The 17,636-nt window shown below is 39.6% G+C and carries 17 protein-coding genes; 14 read left to right on the forward strand and 3 right to left on the reverse strand.

Going from position 1 to position 17,636, the window contains the following annotated elements:
• A partial coding sequence (locus LC115_13795) for a hypothetical protein (protein ID MCZ2357741.1) occupies window positions 1-2,656 on the reverse strand: 2,656 nt, incomplete at its 3' end.
• An 82-nt stretch (window positions 2,657-2,738) separates the two neighbouring features.
• On the opposite strand from LC115_13795, the gene LC115_13800 reads away from it, so the two are divergent.
• The 3 genes from LC115_13800 (at window position 2,739) to LC115_13810 (ending at window position 6,282) form a co-directional block, all read left to right on the forward strand.
• Entirely contained in the window at window positions 2,739-3,080 is a 342-nt protein-coding gene (locus LC115_13800) for a nucleotide pyrophosphohydrolase (protein ID MCZ2357742.1), read from the forward strand.
• Window positions 3,081-3,167: 87 nt separating this feature from the next.
• Window positions 3,168-5,333, forward strand: coding sequence for an NHLP family bacteriocin export ABC transporter peptidase/permease/ATPase subunit (locus LC115_13805; protein MCZ2357743.1), 2,166 nt, complete (start codon window positions 3,168-3,170; stop codon window positions 5,331-5,333).
• 88 nt (window positions 5,334-5,421) lie between these two features.
• Entirely contained in the window at window positions 5,422-6,282 is an 861-nt protein-coding gene (locus LC115_13810) for a hypothetical protein (protein ID MCZ2357744.1), read from the forward strand.
• A gap of 309 nt (window positions 6,283-6,591) precedes the next feature.
• Here LC115_13810 and LC115_13815 read toward each other — a convergent pair whose 3' ends face one another.
• Together LC115_13815 and LC115_13820 are read right to left on the reverse strand one after the other, a co-directional pair.
• Window positions 6,592-7,701, reverse strand: a complete 1,110-nt coding sequence (locus LC115_13815) for an IS5 family transposase (GenBank protein MCZ2357745.1) — start codon at window positions 7,699-7,701, stop codon at window positions 6,592-6,594.
• A 302-nt stretch (window positions 7,702-8,003) separates the two neighbouring features.
• Window positions 8,004-9,113, reverse strand: a complete 1,110-nt coding sequence (locus LC115_13820; GenBank protein ID MCZ2357746.1) for an IS5 family transposase — start codon at window positions 9,111-9,113, stop codon at window positions 8,004-8,006.
• Window positions 9,114-9,290: 177 nt separating this feature from the next.
• Here LC115_13820 and LC115_13825 point away from each other — a divergent pair, with 177 nt between their 5' ends.
• The 11 genes from LC115_13825 to LC115_13875 all read left to right on the forward strand — a co-directional run bounded on the left by LC115_13825 (window position 9,291) and on the right by LC115_13875 (window position 17,596).
• Entirely contained in the window at window positions 9,291-9,692 is a 402-nt protein-coding gene (locus LC115_13825) for a hypothetical protein (protein ID MCZ2357747.1), read from the forward strand.
• Window positions 9,693-9,698: 6 nt separating this feature from the next.
• Window positions 9,699-10,775 carry a F0F1 ATP synthase subunit A gene (atpB, locus tag LC115_13830; protein MCZ2357748.1) on the forward strand — a complete coding sequence of 359 codons (1,077 nt, stop codon included), beginning with the start codon at window positions 9,699-9,701 and terminating at the stop codon, window positions 10,773-10,775.
• 62 nt (window positions 10,776-10,837) lie between these two features.
• The gene (gene atpE, locus LC115_13835; protein ID MCZ2357749.1) at window positions 10,838-11,053 is read left to right on the forward strand and encodes an ATP synthase F0 subunit C; all 216 of its coding nucleotides are present in this window, start codon (window positions 10,838-10,840) and stop codon (window positions 11,051-11,053) included.
• Window positions 11,054-11,130: 77 nt separating this feature from the next.
• Entirely contained in the window at window positions 11,131-11,625 is a 495-nt protein-coding gene (gene atpF / locus LC115_13840) for a F0F1 ATP synthase subunit B (protein MCZ2357750.1), read from the forward strand.
• Between the two features lie 2 nt (window positions 11,626-11,627).
• Window positions 11,628-12,185, forward strand: coding sequence for an ATP synthase F1 subunit delta (gene atpH, locus LC115_13845; protein ID MCZ2357751.1), 558 nt, complete (start codon window positions 11,628-11,630; stop codon window positions 12,183-12,185).
• Between the two features lie 24 nt (window positions 12,186-12,209).
• Entirely contained in the window at window positions 12,210-13,805 is a 1,596-nt protein-coding gene (atpA, locus tag LC115_13850; GenBank protein MCZ2357752.1) for a F0F1 ATP synthase subunit alpha, read from the forward strand.
• 12 nt (window positions 13,806-13,817) lie between these two features.
• Window positions 13,818-14,711, forward strand: a complete 894-nt coding sequence (gene atpG / locus LC115_13855) for an ATP synthase F1 subunit gamma (GenBank protein ID MCZ2357753.1) — start codon at window positions 13,818-13,820, stop codon at window positions 14,709-14,711.
• Window positions 14,712-14,792: 81 nt separating this feature from the next.
• Window positions 14,793-15,389 carry an ACP phosphodiesterase gene (locus tag LC115_13860; GenBank protein MCZ2357754.1) on the forward strand — a complete coding sequence of 199 codons (597 nt, stop codon included), beginning with the start codon at window positions 14,793-14,795 and terminating at the stop codon, window positions 15,387-15,389.
• Window positions 15,382-16,464 (forward strand): glycosyltransferase, encoded by a 1,083-nt coding sequence (locus LC115_13865; protein ID MCZ2357755.1) that lies wholly within the window; start codon window positions 15,382-15,384, stop codon window positions 16,462-16,464. The genes LC115_13860 and LC115_13865 overlap by 8 nt, the downstream gene beginning before the upstream one ends.
• On the forward strand, window positions 16,455-17,060 hold the full coding sequence (locus tag LC115_13870; GenBank protein ID MCZ2357756.1) for a sigma-70 family RNA polymerase sigma factor: 606 nt from the start codon (window positions 16,455-16,457) through the stop codon (window positions 17,058-17,060). Before LC115_13865 ends, LC115_13870 begins: the two co-directional genes overlap by 10 nt.
• 47 nt (window positions 17,061-17,107) lie before the next feature.
• A complete protein-coding gene (locus LC115_13875; GenBank protein MCZ2357757.1) occupies window positions 17,108-17,596 on the forward strand; it encodes a redoxin domain-containing protein in 489 nt (162 codons plus the stop codon).
• The last annotated feature ends 40 nt before the right edge of the window (window positions 17,597-17,636 follow it).

The raw sequence follows: 17,636 nt of genomic DNA on the forward strand, positions 1-17,636 counted from the left end.
TTGTGGTTCCACTTGCCGTTGGTGTTGCCGGAGCGGGATTTACCGTAACGATAACGGCAGTTCGCGCGCTGGTGCAAGCACCGGCGTAAGCCTCCACATAGTACGTTGTGGTAGCAGAAAGTGCTGGTGTTGTGTAAGTTGCACTATTACCTTGTAGCAAAGTGCCTCCTGTGGCTGCATTATACCAGTTAAACTGCGCGCCGGAAGGTGCAGTAGCCGTTAAAGTAGCCGTAGAACCGGAACATATTGTGGTTCCACTTGCCGTTGGTGGAGGGCAGGAATTACAATTAGGAATAGATGCTAAATTACTGATTAGCATTGTGTCGCCTAAACTATCAACAATTCTTATTGGATATGTTCCGGACGGAGTTATGGTTGTTCCGGTAGTAAATGTTACCCAACTTGTTACATTCTGAACGCATCCTGGGGGGAAAGAGCATGGAGGCATTGGGAAACAATTGCTGCAATCTTGTGTAGTTTGTCTATTTTGCCAATTATATGGGCCGGATCCGCCGGAAGCCGTTAAGGTTCCGTTAGAATTTTTGCATACACTTAGTTGTACGCACTGAGTAACTGGAACAATGATTGAATCACTTCCGCATGGAAGAGAATAGATAATGGTATGAGTGCCTACTCCGGCAACAGCAGGGGTAAAGACTCCGGTGGTGGGGTTAATGCCTGGTCCGCTCCATGTTCCGCCGGGAGTAGCAACTGTAAAAGTAAATGCAGGGTCTGTAATACAGGCAGCATTGGATTTACAGATGGTAGCATCACAGCATACATGAGCACGGGGCACACAAGCATTCATATTGATTACGTGTACCCCGCCGGTTCGAGTGTTGGTGCTGGAAGATCCTGTGCCACCACAAACCACAACTTCACCGGAAAGGGTAACATTCACATCAAAAACCCTGAAAGGCACAGGAAAAGTGGCTATTAAATTTAAGTTTGAATCATATTTTAATACTCTGTCAGAAGAGCCAACATAGATATTTCCGCAGCTATCTACGTCAAGGCCGCTATTTCCAACGACTTTTCTTCCGAGAGAAGTTGTAGATATTCCTCCGGGTATATTTGCCGTAGCTAAGATAGCTCCTGTCGCTAATGAGCGTTTATGAAGTTGTGTTCCATTTTGGGTATAAACAAAATCATCACTGGCTCGTATCGCCATAATACCGCTATTGTCATAGCGATAATCTTCACATTTATAGCTAAGGGCGTAAGAACTATTGGTTCGATATAGTCCTTGTGTAAAGCATGAATTAAAGTTTTGGTGCAGATAACCGATTGTGTCTAATGTTAAAAAGTAATATTTAGCATTTTTTGAGGCTGTGATAGAACGGACTTCTTGAATAGTAGGTGGCATACCAAACATATTCCCTTGGCCTACTCTTACCTGATTGGTAACGTTTCCTGTTGAGACATCTAAGTCATAAATAATTCCAACTAATGAAGTTAGTGATCCGCCGGTACCTCCGATAACCAATTTAGATTGGTCGCAGTTAAACGCGATATTCCAAAACTCGGCAGAAGATAATATACCGCCCGGGCTTGAATTGTTCCAGACAACGCTGCCGGCAGTATTAACTTTGACAATAGCTGCTACTGAACCATTTGTTACATAAGAGTTTCCTAATAAATCAGTAGCAAAAGTTCCCAGCCAAGCAGTAGTGTCATAAGGAGTATTGTATGTCCATTGTAATACTCCGGCTTGGTTGTATTTGAGTAGTTGCATGGGCATTGTTCCGCCGATAATATAAATATTTCCAGAACCGTCTCGCTCGCATTCCCAAACACAGTCCCAATTTCCGGCAAAATTTGGTGTTTGCACCCAAGGATCTATAACTATAGTGTGGCTATTGTCATAATTTTCAATAGCAAAAGAAACTGTGTTTTTAGTTTTTTTAAACGGCGTAACTATTTTTTGATTATTATGTTGATAAAAAGAAACCGGTGCATGATCTATAATATTACCAAATTTAGTTGCGATTTTAACGTTACCTTGAGAATCTATCGAAACTGATTTGGAATAAGCCATTTGTATATCCGAAATTTTTGCACCCGGATGGATAATGATGTTATACTTAATTCCGGATTCCGGATGCACCGTATATTCTACATCAATGAACGGATAAATATTTTTATAAGTAACTTTGGTGTAAGCAGAAACATCGTTTAATGATTGAATCTTTCCGGTTCTATCTCTATAACAATAGCTATGGTGGTCTGGAGTTTGGTTTTCACCAATCACTTGCACAGCCGGATTTGCGTTGAGCCAAAGCATTTCAACCCAGTCGCTTTTATAGTTCATCCGTGACTCTTCTTTTTCGTGCTCCAGATGCTCTTCTATGGATTTAATATTTCTTTCGCGTTCCATTTCGCGCTCTCTTTCACGTGCATCTTTTTCTTTCTTCCATGTTTTTAAGAAGCCATAGTAAACCCCTTTGGGTGTAAAATATATTTTAGTATGGCCTTGGTCAAACACATATAACACTTGCTCGGCGGGGAGATGCGGGAGAAAGTATTGACCTTTATTTTCTATAAAGGATTTTGATTTGGAAAAAGGTTTCTCCCAAACTAATTGATTATCATAAGCAAAGCTTTGCTGTATTCCCAAAAATAGAGCTACTATAAAAAGGTATCGAGAAAGTATCATTTTAACCAAATTTTCTAAACGGTGAATTAATATTATACTTTTTTTTAAACTTGCGCAAGTTATAAAAAATGTATAATAAAAGATGAATACCTTAACGGAATTACAACAAGAAGTGGATAATTGGGTCAAAACTGTGGGAGTTCGTTACTATTCGGAGCTAACGAATATGGCAATTTTGACAGAAGAGGTTGGGGAGGTAGCCCGGATTATCGCTCGAAAATATGGGGAACAATCTTTTAAAAGCCCTGAAGCTGAGCAGGAAGCTGATTTAGCTGATGAGCTCAGCGATGTTTTGTTTGTAACAATCTGTTTGGCGAACCAAACCGGAGTTAATTTAGCGGCTGCTTTTCGAGCCGGTATGGAAAAACGCACTAAACGGGACGCAACACGGCACGCTAATAATCCCAAACTGAAAAACGAATAATCATAATTTTATACCCACTGAACTGCCCGCTGAATTTTATTTGCTATCTGCTAATATGTTTTTTTACAGATATTAGCAGCTTCATTTATGGATAGCCTTACTCGATTTAGCACCAAGCGTTATCAGACTCCGACATTACTTCAGATGGAAGCTGTTGAGTGCGGGGCTGTTTCTTTGGGTATAATTTTGGGCTACTTTGGGCTGCACGTTCCGGTTACTCAATTGCGAATAGCTTGCGGAATTTCACGGGATGGATCTAAGGCCAGCAACATTGTGAAAGCTGCCCGGCAATACGGCTTAGATGCACGAGGATTCAAAAAGGAAATCCATGAATTAAAAGATATTGATAAGCCATTTATCATCTTTTGGAAGTTTTACCATTTTGTTGTAGTAGAGGGGTTTAGCAACCAAGGGGTTTGGATTAATGACCCTGCTACCGGACCGAGGCGCGTTACTTGGCAGGAATTTGACGAAAGCTACACCGGCGTTTGCCTGTTTTTTGAACTCACAGAAAAATTTCAACCCTCTGAACCCCCAATCCCAATTTGGAAACGAATTGCAATAGAGCTACAAGCGTACCGAACACAGGTCGTTTTTGTGCTTATTGCCGGAATCTCTCTCTTAGTTCCCGGGTTAGTAATACCGGCTATCACCAGATCTTTTATTGACGAGGTGCTGGTAGGCGGCCAATTACATTGGATTTGGCCTATTTTATCCGGCTTATTGCTCACTATTATGCTACAATTAGGCTTTAACTGGCTTAAAGAAAACCAATTACTTAAATTAGAAACACAATTTAGTATTTCGCTGAGCAGTAAGTTTATGTGGCATTTATTTCGGCTTCCCGTAGCTTTCTTTAACCAGCGTTATGCCGGTGAAATTGGCAACCGACTATTTGCTGCCGAACATTTATCAGTAGCACTTTCCCGCCAAATTTCTAACCACTTATTTGATATTGTTTCGATATTTTTCTTTGCCATAGTGATGTTTTTTTATGATGCTCTTTTGGCGGTGATTAGTATTACTATGGCAGTGCTAAATTTTTTAGCCTTGCGAGCTATTCACCGAAAAAGAGTGGATACAAATCTGCATCTACAGCAAGACTATGCTAAACTAACCGGAATTTCACTAACCGGCTTACAATTAATAGAAACCCTAAAAGCAATGGGTAATGAAGGTGATTTTTTTGCCCGCTGGGCAGGCCACCAAGTAAAAGCCACTAATACACAACAAAAATTAGATAGTGTTGGTATATTTTTGGAACATTTACCGTTATTATTAGCCGGGCTAAATTCTGCGATAATCCTCTGGATTGGCGGATACCGTGTGCTAAACGGAGATTTAACCATTGGAATGTTGGTAGCTTTTCAAGGAATTATGGTCAGTTTCCAACGACCTGTTTACAACCTGATGCACGCCGGAGGAACTTTACAGGAAATTGTAGCGGATTTATTCCGCTTAGATGATATATTTCAAAACCCTATCGAAAATAAATTTCAGCAAAAATATCGTTCGGCATTACCCAGTAAACTATCCGGAAAAATAGCTTTACAAAATATCACCTTTGGTTACTCTCAGTTAGAACCACCTTTAATTAACGACCTAACTCTAACCATAGAGCCGGGTAAAAGAATAGCCTTAGTAGGAGGCTCCGGAAGTGGAAAAACCACAATCGTAAACCAGATTGTGGGCCTATACAAACCTTGGAACGGAAAAATTTTGTTTGATAACATTCCCTATGAAGAAATCCCGCCGGCTACCTTAACAGCTTCTATGGGAGTTGTTAATCAAGAAATTTTTATGTTTAATGGCACTGTTCGAGATATTGTTTCTTTATGGGATCAATCTATTCCGGAATCAGATATTATTCAAGCCTGCAAAGATGCGGAAATCCATGATGAGATAACGGCAAGGCCGGGAGGCTATGAGTCTGAGGTTCAAGAAGGTGGTAAAAATTTTTCCGGAGGGCAGCGGCAACGGTTAGAAATCGCCAGAACGCTATCTATGAACCCAACAATATTAATCTTAGACGAAGCAACCTCCGCCTTAGACCCGCTTACAGAAGTTAAAATAGACCAAAATATCCGTAAACGCGGCTGTACCTGCCTGATAATAGCTCACCGCTTATCTACTATCCGAGATTGTGACGAAATAATCGTGCTAAAATCCGGTAATATCATTCAACGTGGAACCCACGAAGAACTACTAACTGTTCAGGGCTACTACCAAGAACTCATTCAATCTATTGATTGATTTTTTCCACAAAGTGCTTTCAATAGCTATAAGCTCCTTGTGAGCAAAGTTATTTTATTTAGGTTGATAAGCAATGTAATTTTGAAGTATGTTTCGTTGGATACTATTAATTCTGATTATCAGCACTATACATATAAAATCTTATGCGCAAGCTGAAGAGCATCCGTTAGCCGTACCGATGTTGGCAGATTTAGACTTCACAACCGGCCGTTGGGAAATGGTCGGCGTAACACTACATAACTATAAGCTACTACCTATTCAAGAGGAAATAGGCACTTTTGTAATGGCCAGCAAAGAAATCATGAAGGAAATGCAGCAAACATGGCGTTTCCCACAAATATTTGATGACTTCTGTGATTTTCACTATGCCTTAAAATTTTATCGGGACGGAAAATTAGTTAAAACACTCCGCCTAAATCTGGATTGTAATTATATCAGCATCGGCGGAATATCATATCGCTTTGATAAACAACTATTTTTGAAGTATCGCTATGCTTATAAGCGTGTTAGCTGGTCTCGTATTAACTTCAAGAATTTAGTGATACTCAGAGAAGCCGTAAAACGTATTGAAGCAATGCCCAATACTTATATGTATTTTGATGTTCGGCCATACGACTTTGACGGATATTTTACCATTGGTGCCAATGGATTCGCTTGGAATGTTGATAGAGATTCCGTAAAAAATGCCTTTATCGCTAAAATCCAACACATTACTGGAAGCAATCAATTTTATTTAATTCCAGGTGTTTATTACATGAAAGATAAAGACCTCTGTTTAAGATACGAAGTGTATTGCAATAAAGATGTGGCTATGCGCTACCGACAAAAAGATATGATAACCGATTGGCAGGCGCATCAACAATATTCAGAAACCGTCCAGATCATTGTAGTCGGTATCAGCCGAAAAGATTATCAAACTATCATGAAAGATTATTTAGACAAAGAGTAATGTAAAGTAATCAATAGCGTCCTAAACATTTTGAGAAAAAGAGGAGGCAAATTAAGTAATTCTAATTATCTAAGAGGTTACACAACAAAACTTCCCCTCTCTTATGGCAAGAGCGCGTTGCATAACCTCTAAATTTTAAAAAAGCCCAAATTTTCTCCCGTTCAAAATAAATTTTGATTTTTTGGGGAGTTTATGGGGAGTTTTTTTACATTTTACGTCTTTTTTTGTGGGTGTGGGGTTTCATTTTTTATGTTTTTGCCCCTTTTTCGCCTCATTTTTACCAATTGGGCGTATTTTGGGCCTACAGGCTTAAAATAGCTGCATTTGAGGTGGTGCCGTTTTTGGTGTTAACATATTGTTTACTAATAGCTTAGGTAACCTATACAGGTTGTATGCAATTGCTTCCAGGGCGTGCTGGGCGTGGGTTTTGGCGATGCCCACATAGCGGGCGGTGCCGCCGCCGAACCAGCTTTTGGTGCCGGCAAAGGTGCGCTCTATTTTGTAGCGGTGTTTGCCGCAGAGTTGGTTGAATTTGAGTTGTAATTTTGTTAAGGGTTTGTTTTTCACTGCTTTATAACACACTCTATCTTTAAGTCCCTTCGCTTTGAGGTAGGTGGTATGGGCTTTGGATTTGTAGGCTTTGTCGGCATAGATGGCGACTTTTGGGGGAACTTGTGCCTTGGTTATCAATGTGTTAAAGTGGTTATGGTCATGGACGTTGGCGGGTGTGGTCTCCAGGGCAAGGACCAATCCGTTGCCGTCGGTAATAACGTGTTTTTTGTAGCCAAAGCGGGTTTCTTTGCCTTTTTTGAGCCAGCGGGCTTCGTCGTCCACGCCAGGTTGATTTACTTTAACAAGCTTTAATTCAGCCGTTTGTGTTTGTATAGCTTCTTCCGTTTGTTCGTTTTCTTTTCTGTCTTCGGCAATTTCGTAGGTGGGTTTTCCGGTGGGTTTGCGGGGGCTGTCGGTAATGGAGGCATCTATTATGCAGCCGGATTTTACCGTAATAGCATGTTTATCAAGCTGTTGGTTAAGTTCTTGCAACAGCAAGTCGTAGGCATTGCTTCCTGCCAGTTCGTTGCGGAAGCGGCACAGGGTGCTGTGGTCGGGTACTTCGTCTTCAAGACTCAGCCCAACGAAGGTCATCCAGCTTAAATCGGTGTTGGTCCTGTCTTCTATGTCTCTGTCGCTCAGGCTTTTATACCAAACGCCGAGCAGTAGCATTTTGAAAAGAATAATGGGGTTGTAGGCGGGTCTGCCGTCCGGTCTAAGCCCTTTTGGGTAGTGTTTTTGAAGTATTTTTACGATTGATTCCCAATCAATTACCTCATTTATTTGCTTTAGAAACGCGTTTTTAGAACTGCGTTTAGAAACGTAGGGCTGGCTAAAACTCATCTGTATTTGGGCGTGCTTTATCACACCACAAAAATAATAAATTAGTTAATTAATTCAAAATCAAATAGTTAAATATTTTTATTCTTTTTGTCGTGCAACAGGCTCAATTCTATAGTTAATTAACTGGAAGATTAATTGAGTGCGTTGCATAACCTCTGAATTTTTAAAAAAGCCTAAATTTTCTCCCGTTCAAAATAAATTTTGATTTTTTGGGGAGTTTTTTTACATTTTACGTCTTTTTTTGTGGGTGTGGGGTTTCATTTTTTATGTTTTTGCCCCTTTTTCGCCTCATTTTTACCAATTGGGCGTATTTTGGGCCTACAGGCTTAAAATAGCTGCATTTGAGGTGGTGCCGTTTTTGGTGTTAACATATTGTTTACTAATAGCTTAGGTAACCTATACAGGTTGTATGCAATTGCTTCCAGGGCGTGCTGGGCGTGGGTTTTGGCGATGCCCACATAGCGGGCGGTGCCGCCGCCGAACCAGCTTTTGGTGCCGGCAAAGGTGCGCTCTATTTTGTAGCGGTGTTTGCCGCAGAGTTGGTTGAATTTGAGTTGTAATTTTGTTAAGGGTTTGTTTTTCACTGCTTTATAACACACTCTATCTTTAAGTCCCTTCGCTTTGAGGTAGGTGGTATGGGCTTTGGATTTGTAGGCTTTGTCGGCATAGATGGCGACTTTTGGGGGAACTTGTGCCTTGGTTATCAATGTGTTAAAGTGGTTATGGTCATGGACGTTGGCGGGTGTGGTCTCCAGGGCAAGGACCAATCCGTTGCCGTCGGTAATAACGTGTTTTTTGTAGCCAAAGCGGGTTTCTTTGCCTTTTTTGAGCCAGCGGGCTTCGTCGTCCACGCCAGGTTGATTTACTTTAACAAGCTTTAATTCAGCCGTTTGTGTTTGTATAGCTTCTTCCGTTTGTTCGTTTTCTTTTCTGTCTTCGGCAATTTCGTAGGTGGGTTTTCCGGTGGGTTTGCGGGGGCTGTCGGTAATGGAGGCATCTATTATGCAGCCGGATTTTACCGTAATAGCATGTTTATCAAGCTGTTGGTTAAGTTCTTGCAACAGCAAGTCGTAGGCATTGCTTCCTGCCAGTTCGTTGCGGAAGCGGCACAGGGTGCTGTGGTCGGGTACTTCGTCTTCAAGACTCAGCCCAACGAAGGTCATCCAGCTTAAATCGGTGTTGGTCCTGTCTTCTATGTCTCTGTCGCTCAGGCTTTTATACCAAACGCCGAGCAGTAGCATTTTGAAAAGAATAATGGGGTTGTAGGCGGGTCTGCCGTCCGGTCTAAGCCCTTTTGGGTAGTGTTTTTGAAGTATTTTTACGATTGATTCCCAATCAATTACCTCATTTATTTGCTTTAGAAACGCGTTTTTAGAACTGCGTTTAGAAACGTAGGGCTGGCTAAAACTCATCTGTATTTGGGCGTGCTTTATCACACCACAAAAATAATAAATTATTTAATTAATTCAAAATCAAATAGTTAAATATTTTTATTCTTTTTGTCGTGCAACAGGCTCAATTCTATAGTTAATTAACTGGAAGATTAATTTTTAGTTGTAATTTTGCACCCGTTTTTGCCTTATTTTCAAATTATATTTTTCATTTGATAGATAATGAATTTTTGGCGTTCGTTTGTGATAATTACTGCATCATTAGCGTTACTTTTTGGTTTATCCGTTTATTATCAGGTTTTTAGAATAGATAATAGCTTGGTTTTTGTGGCGCTGACGGCTACTTCGCTGATGTCGGCAATAGCATTTAAGATTTTGCAAGGCAAAGTTTCGGTATCTGGGAGCTATGTGATAATGAAAGGTATATTGGGAAGTTTAGGCGTTAAATCACTCATAACCATATTTATAGTTGTTTTTATTAAGATAAAATTCCCTGAAGAAATTGTACCTTTTGTAGGTTATTATTTTTTTTCATATTTTATCTATACAACTCTTGCAGTATATCATTTACTTCGTAACTTGCGTCCGCAAATAGAAGGCAGTAAACCTTCTTCAAATAGTTAATAATCAATGCGTTACAGCTATTTAATATTTTTCTTTCTGTATATTTTTGGGCTGCAAACGGTTACTCTGGCTCAAGATACCCATCAAAATGAGCCGAAACAGTCTGAAGGAAGCATTTCAAAGCTAATCTTTCATCACGTTTCTGACCAGCATGATTGGCACATTGCAGATATTCCGGCAGGGAATGGCCATTATACACCTATTTCCATTCCATTACCTTGGATTATCATCAATAACGGTGTAGATATATTCATGCTACATGGCCATTCTGAAACGGAGTTAGCCGAGCAAGCAGCTCAAAAGAATTACTTATATGAGCATGGCCATATTAAACAAACCTTAGACGGTAAGCCTGTAATTGATCTTTCGATGACCAAAACAGCTTTCCAAATACTATTAGTATGCTTATTGATGACACTTATTTTTACAAGTGTTGCCGGAGCATACAAAAAGAATGAAGGAAAAGCCCCCAAAGGATTACAGTCTTTATTAGAGCCGATTATTATTTTTGTTCGGGACGAAGTTGCTAAACCTAATTTAAAGGAAAAATATGCTGGCTTTATGCCTTATCTGCTGACTTTATTTTTCTTTATCTGGATTTCTAATATTTTTGGTTTAACGCCATTTAACTCGAATATAGCTGGTAACATTTCGGTAACGGCAGCTTTGGCGTTACTAACCTTTATTATCACTCAGTTTAAAGGCACAGCTACTTACTGGGGGCATATTTTTTGGTTCCCCGGAGTGCCGCTTCCTGTCAAGTTTTTGATGCTGCCCGTTGAGCTTATCGGAATATTTACTAAGCCTTTTGCCTTAATGATTCGTTTATTTGCGAATATTATAGCTGGGCACTTTATGGTTTTAGCCTTAATTTGTATGATATTTATCTTTTCTAAAGGTGGAGAAAATGTGTTAGCCGGTTTTGGCATAGCACCGGTATCCATAGCCTTTACGATATTTATCTTTTGCTTAGAAATGTTGGTTGCGGCTGTGCAAGCTTACGTTTTCACACTACTAACTTGTGTTTTTGTTGGCTCTGCTATGGAAGAGCACCATCATGAAGAAAACCACGCACATCATTAATGTAACGAAATATAATTAACAAAATAACCCTTTTTTATTTTTATATGACACTTTTAGAAGTAATGGAAATTGGTAAACTTGGTGCTGGTATTGGTGCCGGTTTAGCTGCTATCGGAGCTGGTTTAGGGATTGGTCGTTTAGCTGCTTCTGCCGCAGAAGCAATGGCTCGCCAACCCGAAGCTACAAACGATATTCGTGGAGCGATGATCTTAACTGCTGCTTTCGTAGAAGGGGTTGCATTGTTTGCCGTCGTTGTTTGTCTATTATTAGCGCTCTAAGAAGCCATGAGCCGGATTGAACAACGGTTGGTTGAACAATCCGGCTTCTTTAATTTAACAACCACTTAACAAAATATATGGAATTAGTACTTCCTCAGTTTGGATTATTTTTCTGGACAATAGTTATATTTTTAATTTTCTTCTTCATCTTAAAGAAGTTTGCTTGGGGCTTTATCCTAAAAGCAATTCAGGAGCGGGAGCAATCTATTGAAACTTCCTTGAAAGCTGCCGAAGCAGCTCGGATAGAGATGGAAAAACTAACGGCCAATAACGAAGCCATTTTGCGCCAAGCCCAGATAGAGCGTGATGCTATCTTACGCGAAGCAAAAATGGCCGGAGAAAAAATCGTTACCGATGCCAAAGATAAAGCAGCAAAAGAAGCCGCTATCCTATTAGAAAGAGTCAAAAATCAAATTCAGGCCGAAAAAATGGCTGCCCTCACAGATATTAAAAATCAAATTGGCGAACTCTCCCTCAAAATTGCCGAAACCATACTAAAAAACGAACTCGCCGACAAATCGCATCACGAAAAATATATTCAATCCGTAGTATCCGATATTAACCTTAACTAACCGTGCTGCAAGATAGAATCGCCAAACGATACGCTACCTCTATTTTTGACTTAGCTGTAGAAAAAAACCAACTGCAATCAGTTGCCAACGATTTTGATACCATCGGAAGTATTTTTAAAACCAATAGAGAATTTTCACTGCTGCTGAAAAGCCCTATTGTTACAGCAGACAAAAAAAGAGACATCTTAAAAGCAATTTTTCATGGAAAAATTAGCCCCATAACCGAAACTTTCTTGGGTATTTTGGTCAGAAAAGGACGTGAAAATGTTCTGGAAGTAGTAGCCCGTGAGTTTGTAGCCCTTTTTGATAAACATCAAAACCAACAAAAAGCACTTATCACCTCAGCTCAGCAACTTTCCCCTGAAACCATAAGCCTCATCAAAAAGCAACTCGAAAACAAATTTAACTCAACTATTTTAATAGAAACCAAGATTAACCCCGACCTCATCGGCGGTTTTGTCATTCGTATTGATGATTTACTTTACGACACAAGCATCTTAAATAGAATTCAAAATCTAAGAAAGCAATTTTCTGAAAACTCTTATATTGTTAAACTTTAATTTTCACGCTATTAGCGAATAAATATGGTAGAAGTCAGACCTGATGAAGTTTCCGCAATCTTACGCGAGCAACTTTCCGGATTCAAATCAACTTCAGAATTAGAAGAAGTTGGAACAGTATTACAAGTAGGCGATGGTATCGCCCGTATTTACGGACTTTCTAAGGTTCAATCCGGTGAACTGATTGAGTTTGAAACCGGCTTACGTGGTATGGTTTTAAACCTCGAAGAAGATAACGTTGGTGCAGTGTTATTAGGTGATTCCGAAGGAATCAAAGAAGGCTCAATAGTACGCCGTACCGGACGTATTGCATCTATTGATGTGGGGGAAGGAATGTTGGGTAGGGTTGTTAACTCCTTAGGAGAACCTATTGACGGAAAAGGTCCTATTAGTGGTAGCCTCTACGCTTCTCCGATAGAGCGCAAAGCGCCAGGGGTGATTTTCCGCCAGCCGGTTAATGAACCCCTTCAAACAGGCCTCAAAGCTATTGATGCGATGATTCCAATTGGGCGCGGCCAACGCGAACTCATCATCGGAGACCGCCAAACCGGCAAAACAGCGGTAGCTCTTGACACCATCATTAACCAAAGACCGGCTTACGAAGCATGGAAAAATGGAGACAAAAACGCCAAACCTGTTTTTTGTATCTATGTAGCTTCCGGCCAAAAAGCCTCTACGATTGCACAAGTAGTTAAAACTTTAGAAAAATATAACGCTTTAGAATACTCGATTATAGTAGCTGCTCCGGCATCTACACCATCTCCGCTACAGTTCTTTGCTCCGTTTGCAGGGGCAGCTATCGGTGAATATTTCAGAGATACCGGCCGCCATGCCTTAGTTATCTATGACGATTTATCCAAACAAGCGGTTGCCTATCGTGAAGTTTCATTATTACTGAGAAGACCTCCAGGCCGCGAAGCATATCCCGGAGACGTTTTTTACCTACATAGCCGCTTATTAGAGCGTGCTGCAAAAATCATCAATAATGATGCAATCGCAGCCAAAATGAACGATCTACCTGAATCTTTTAAGGGATTAGTCAAGGGTGGCGGTTCATTAACAGCACTCCCTATCATCGAAACACAAGCTGGGGACGTTTCCGCCTACATCCCAACGAACGTAATTTCGATCACAGACGGGCAAATTTTCTTAGAATCTAACCTCTTTAACTCCGGTGTAAAACCCGCTATCAACGTTGGAATTTCCGTTTCACGGGTTGGAGGATCTGCACAGATTAAATCTATGAAAAAAGTAGCCGGAACACTAAAACTTGATTTAGCTCAATTCCGTGAGCTAGAAGCATTTGCAAAATTCGGCTCAGACTTAGATGCAACTACTCAAAGACAACTTGACAGAGGTAGAAGATTAGTAGAAATCCTAAAACAAGGACAATATCAGCCAATTAAAGTAGAAAATCAGGTTGCTGTTATTTATGTAGGAACTAAAGGCGCTTTGGATAAAGTCCCTGTTGATAAAATAAAAACATTTGAGCAGGAATTTATTTCGGTTTTAGAAGCCAGTCATCCGCAGATATTACCTGAATTAGCATCCGGAGCTATTTCGGATAATGCAATGCAAGTGTTGAACAAAGTAGCTACAGAATTAGCTTCTCGTTATTGATAAAACGATTGTATGCCCAGTTTAAAAGAAATTAGGGGACGAATAAAAAGTGTGCGGGGCACCCAGCAAATTACCAAAGCTATGAAAATGGTATCCGCAGCTAAGCTACGTAAAGCGCAGGATGCTATTATTCAACTAAGACCATACGCCTCAAAACTAAAAGAAATTTTACAAAATTTGAGCCAAGGAGCAGAATCAGGAGTTTCAAGCCCGTTTTTACAGGGTAAAGAAAATCCCCAAACCGTTCTACTTATTGTGGTAACATCCAATAAAGGTTTATGCTCTTCATTTAACTCAAATGTGATAAAATCAACTTTAACGGCTATTCAGGAAAAATATTCATCCCATCAGAAAAATAAAACTCTTTTTCTCTGGTGCATCGGCAAAAAAGGACATGAATATTTCCAAAAACGTGGTTATCAGGTGGTTAATACTGAGTTTGATCTTTTTACGAAACTTTCATTTGATGCTATTGCAATGATAGCCCGCGAAATAATGAGTAATTATGTTGCGGGAAAATGGGATAAAGTTGATCTTTTTTACAATGAATTTAAAAATATTGCGACCCAAATTCGGAAACATGAGCAATATTTACCAACTTCGTCTGTAACATCAGTAAGCACAAATCAGCCCACAAAGCAATCTGTTGAGTATATTTATGAACCTAATAAGGCTCAGATCTTGGCAGAGTTAATTCCGAGATCTCTTACTATTCAGCTTTTTAAAGCTATTTTAGAATCGAATGCAGCTGAGCACGGAGCACGTATGACGGCTATGGATAAAGCTACCGAAAATGCACAGGAACTATTGGGTTCTTTGCGTTTGACCTATAATCGTGCAAGACAAGCAGCTATCACCAAAGAAATTTTGGAAATAGTAGGCGGTGCAGAAGCCCTAAAAGGCTAAGTTTCGGGCTGGCCAATATTTATTTTTTGTTAATATTGCACTTAATGCAGTTTTTAGGCTGTATTAAGTGCAATTGGTTTTATGAACTTTTTAGCGCATTTATATCTTTCAGGAGACCAGCCAGCTATGCGGGTTGGCGGATTTGTAGCGGACTTTGTGAAGGGTTCTATCCTCAATACCTTACCACATAAAGTTCAACAAGGCGTTAGGTTGCATCGACAAATAGATTCCTTTACAGATTTGCATCCAAATGTGCAGCAAACTGTAATTTTGCTAAAGCCGTCTTTGGGGCGATATGCAGGCGTTGCCGCCGATATTTTGTTTGACCATTTTCTGGCCAAAAACTTTCAGTATTATACAACCTACTCTTTGCCGGAATTTGTAACCGAAACGCATCTGCAATTAACAGATTATTTAGCTTATTTTCCGCCGCGTGCGCAGGTAGTCTGGAGCTACTGCACCTCCCAAAATTGGCTGCTCAACTATGCGCACTGGATAGGAATCGAACGCAGCTTTCATGGCATGACAAAACGTACCGGACAAACTAAATTTATTGAATCCTTAGCGTTTATCCCAAGTCTTTTGCCTGAAATTCAACATAACTTTGAAGCATTTTGGCCTGGATTGGTAGCGTTTTCTGAACATTCTTGCGCTAAACTTTTATCAAGCGATGCTTGAATTTAGCTGGTTATTAATAGGTTCTGGCCTCGTCTTGATTCAAACAATCTTTTGGGTTCTTTTATGGGTAGCTTGGAGAACATTAAAACCAACAGCAGAAAATTTTTCTCCCAAAAATGAAAGTTCTGTTTCTGTTATTATTTGTGCTCATAATGAAATAAAGCAACTGCCAACGCTAATATCAGATCTTTTAAAGCAACGATATTCAAACTATGAAGTTATATTGGTTGATGACCGATCAGATGATGGTACGCAGGAATATATTAGCTCACTAAAGTGCGATAAATTGCGATACATTCGTATAGAGCATACTGCCGTAGGGTGGCCTCCCAAAAAATGGGCTATTCAAACGGGTATTTCTCATGCCAAAAATGACTGGCTGGTATTTACCGATGCAGATTGTTCTGTGGGTAAAAATTGGCTGAATAGCTTATTATCAGTATCTTACAATAAAAATATAGAAGTTGTTCTGGGTTACAGTCCTTATATAGTTGATGCGAGTTTGATTAATAAATTTATACAAGTAGAAACTTTTTTAACGGCAACATCGTATTTGGGGGCAGCTAAGATCGGCTTCCCGTATATGGCAGTAGGTAGAAACACAGCTTATAGGCAAATCTTTCGTGGTACACACGCCCAAAATCAGTTTAAGACAACTCTTTCCGGTGATGATGACCTGATTATCAATAACTTTGCTATCTCTCGAAAGACTATTCCCAATATTGATCCGTTAAGTTTTGTATTCAGCCAGCCTAAGAAAACGTTTCGTGAATGGTTTACCCAAAAAACGAGGCATTATGGAGCATCTTTTCGCTACACTACTGTTTCCAAAGCCATTTTAGTAGCCTTTCATGGTAGCTTTTTTTTATTATTAATCGGTCTTTTTAGTGGTCTATTTCCTTTTTGGTTAATTTTATTTCGTAACTTTGTTCAATATTTTACACTCAAGGTATCACGGAATAAACTTAAGCATATTCAGCCGATTTATGTGATTTGGTTACTTGAACCGGTATTGCTCGTTATTCAATTCTTACTTGTATTGCGTAATCTGATGAAAAAACCGGTATGGAAGTAGAATTTGGAGGCAGCTTTAAAGCTGAAGCGGATAAGCATTTAGTAGAAGCCGTAAAAGCCGGTGAAGAGGCAGCTTTTACTACGCTCGTTTCTAAGTACAAACGTGCCGTTTACTTTACCATTTTAAAAATGGTAAAAAATACCAACGATGCTCAGGATTTATCCCAAGAAACCTTTACTAAGGCTTATGCCAATATTCATAAATTTGATTCCCGCTTCGCCTTTTCTACATGGCTTTTTCGTATAGCAACCAATACCTGCATTGACCATATCCGAAAAAGAAAAATCATCTTACAATCTATTTCCAGTTATATTGATACCGAAGATGGAGCTATATCAATGGAAATACATGACCCAAATTCTCCTATTCCAGATATTACTTTATCCATAAAAGAACGTAACGAGTTTATTAATAGAGCAGTAGATAAACTTCCTGCTAAATTTCAGGAAATAGTTCGGTTACGATATTTTTTAGAATATTCTTATGAAGAAATTTCGGCACACCTAAAGATACCTTTGGGAACGGTAAAAGCGAAGCTTCATCGTGCCAAAATTACATTAAATGAAATTTTAGCAGATTATGATAATTTTGTTTAGGCATACTTTTTGTTCTATTTTTGGGTCAAAATTTTTTTTAAATATCTATGTTAAAGTCAGGGTCTATTTTTTGCTCTTTTTGGTTTTTTTTAGGTTCTTTTTTTTCGGTTTTTGCGCAGAAGCAGGCTCCGCCTACTAATTTTCCGCAGTTCAAGTTTTATGATTTATCGGGTAATGCATTTACAAATAACCAGATAAAAGCAGGGCTTCCAATGGTTGTTTTTTACTTTGATCCGGATTGCGACCACTGCCAGTTAGAGGCAAAAATGATTTCCAGTGAGTTAAATTCCTTTGGGCAAGTTAATTTACTGTGGGTAAGTACAGCCGAAGAAGCAGCTATTAAAAGTTTCCAGCAAAAGTTTTTTGCTGGTGCCAAAACTCCGGTGTATTTTGTGCGCGACAAAGACTATAAATTTGACGGATATTTTGGTTATAGCGTAGCACCAACTATCTTAGTATTTGGGAAAAACGGGATTTTTCTGAAGAAATTTACCAACGAAATTGCACCCGTTGAAATCAGAAACTTACTTAAATAAAAACACCCTCAATTAACAACCAAAGTGCATACGATTTAGC

The sequence above is a fragment of the Bacteroidia bacterium genome (assembly GCA_026932145.1).
Taxonomy (GTDB): Bacteria; Bacteroidota; Bacteroidia; order J057; family JAIXKT01; genus JAIXKT01.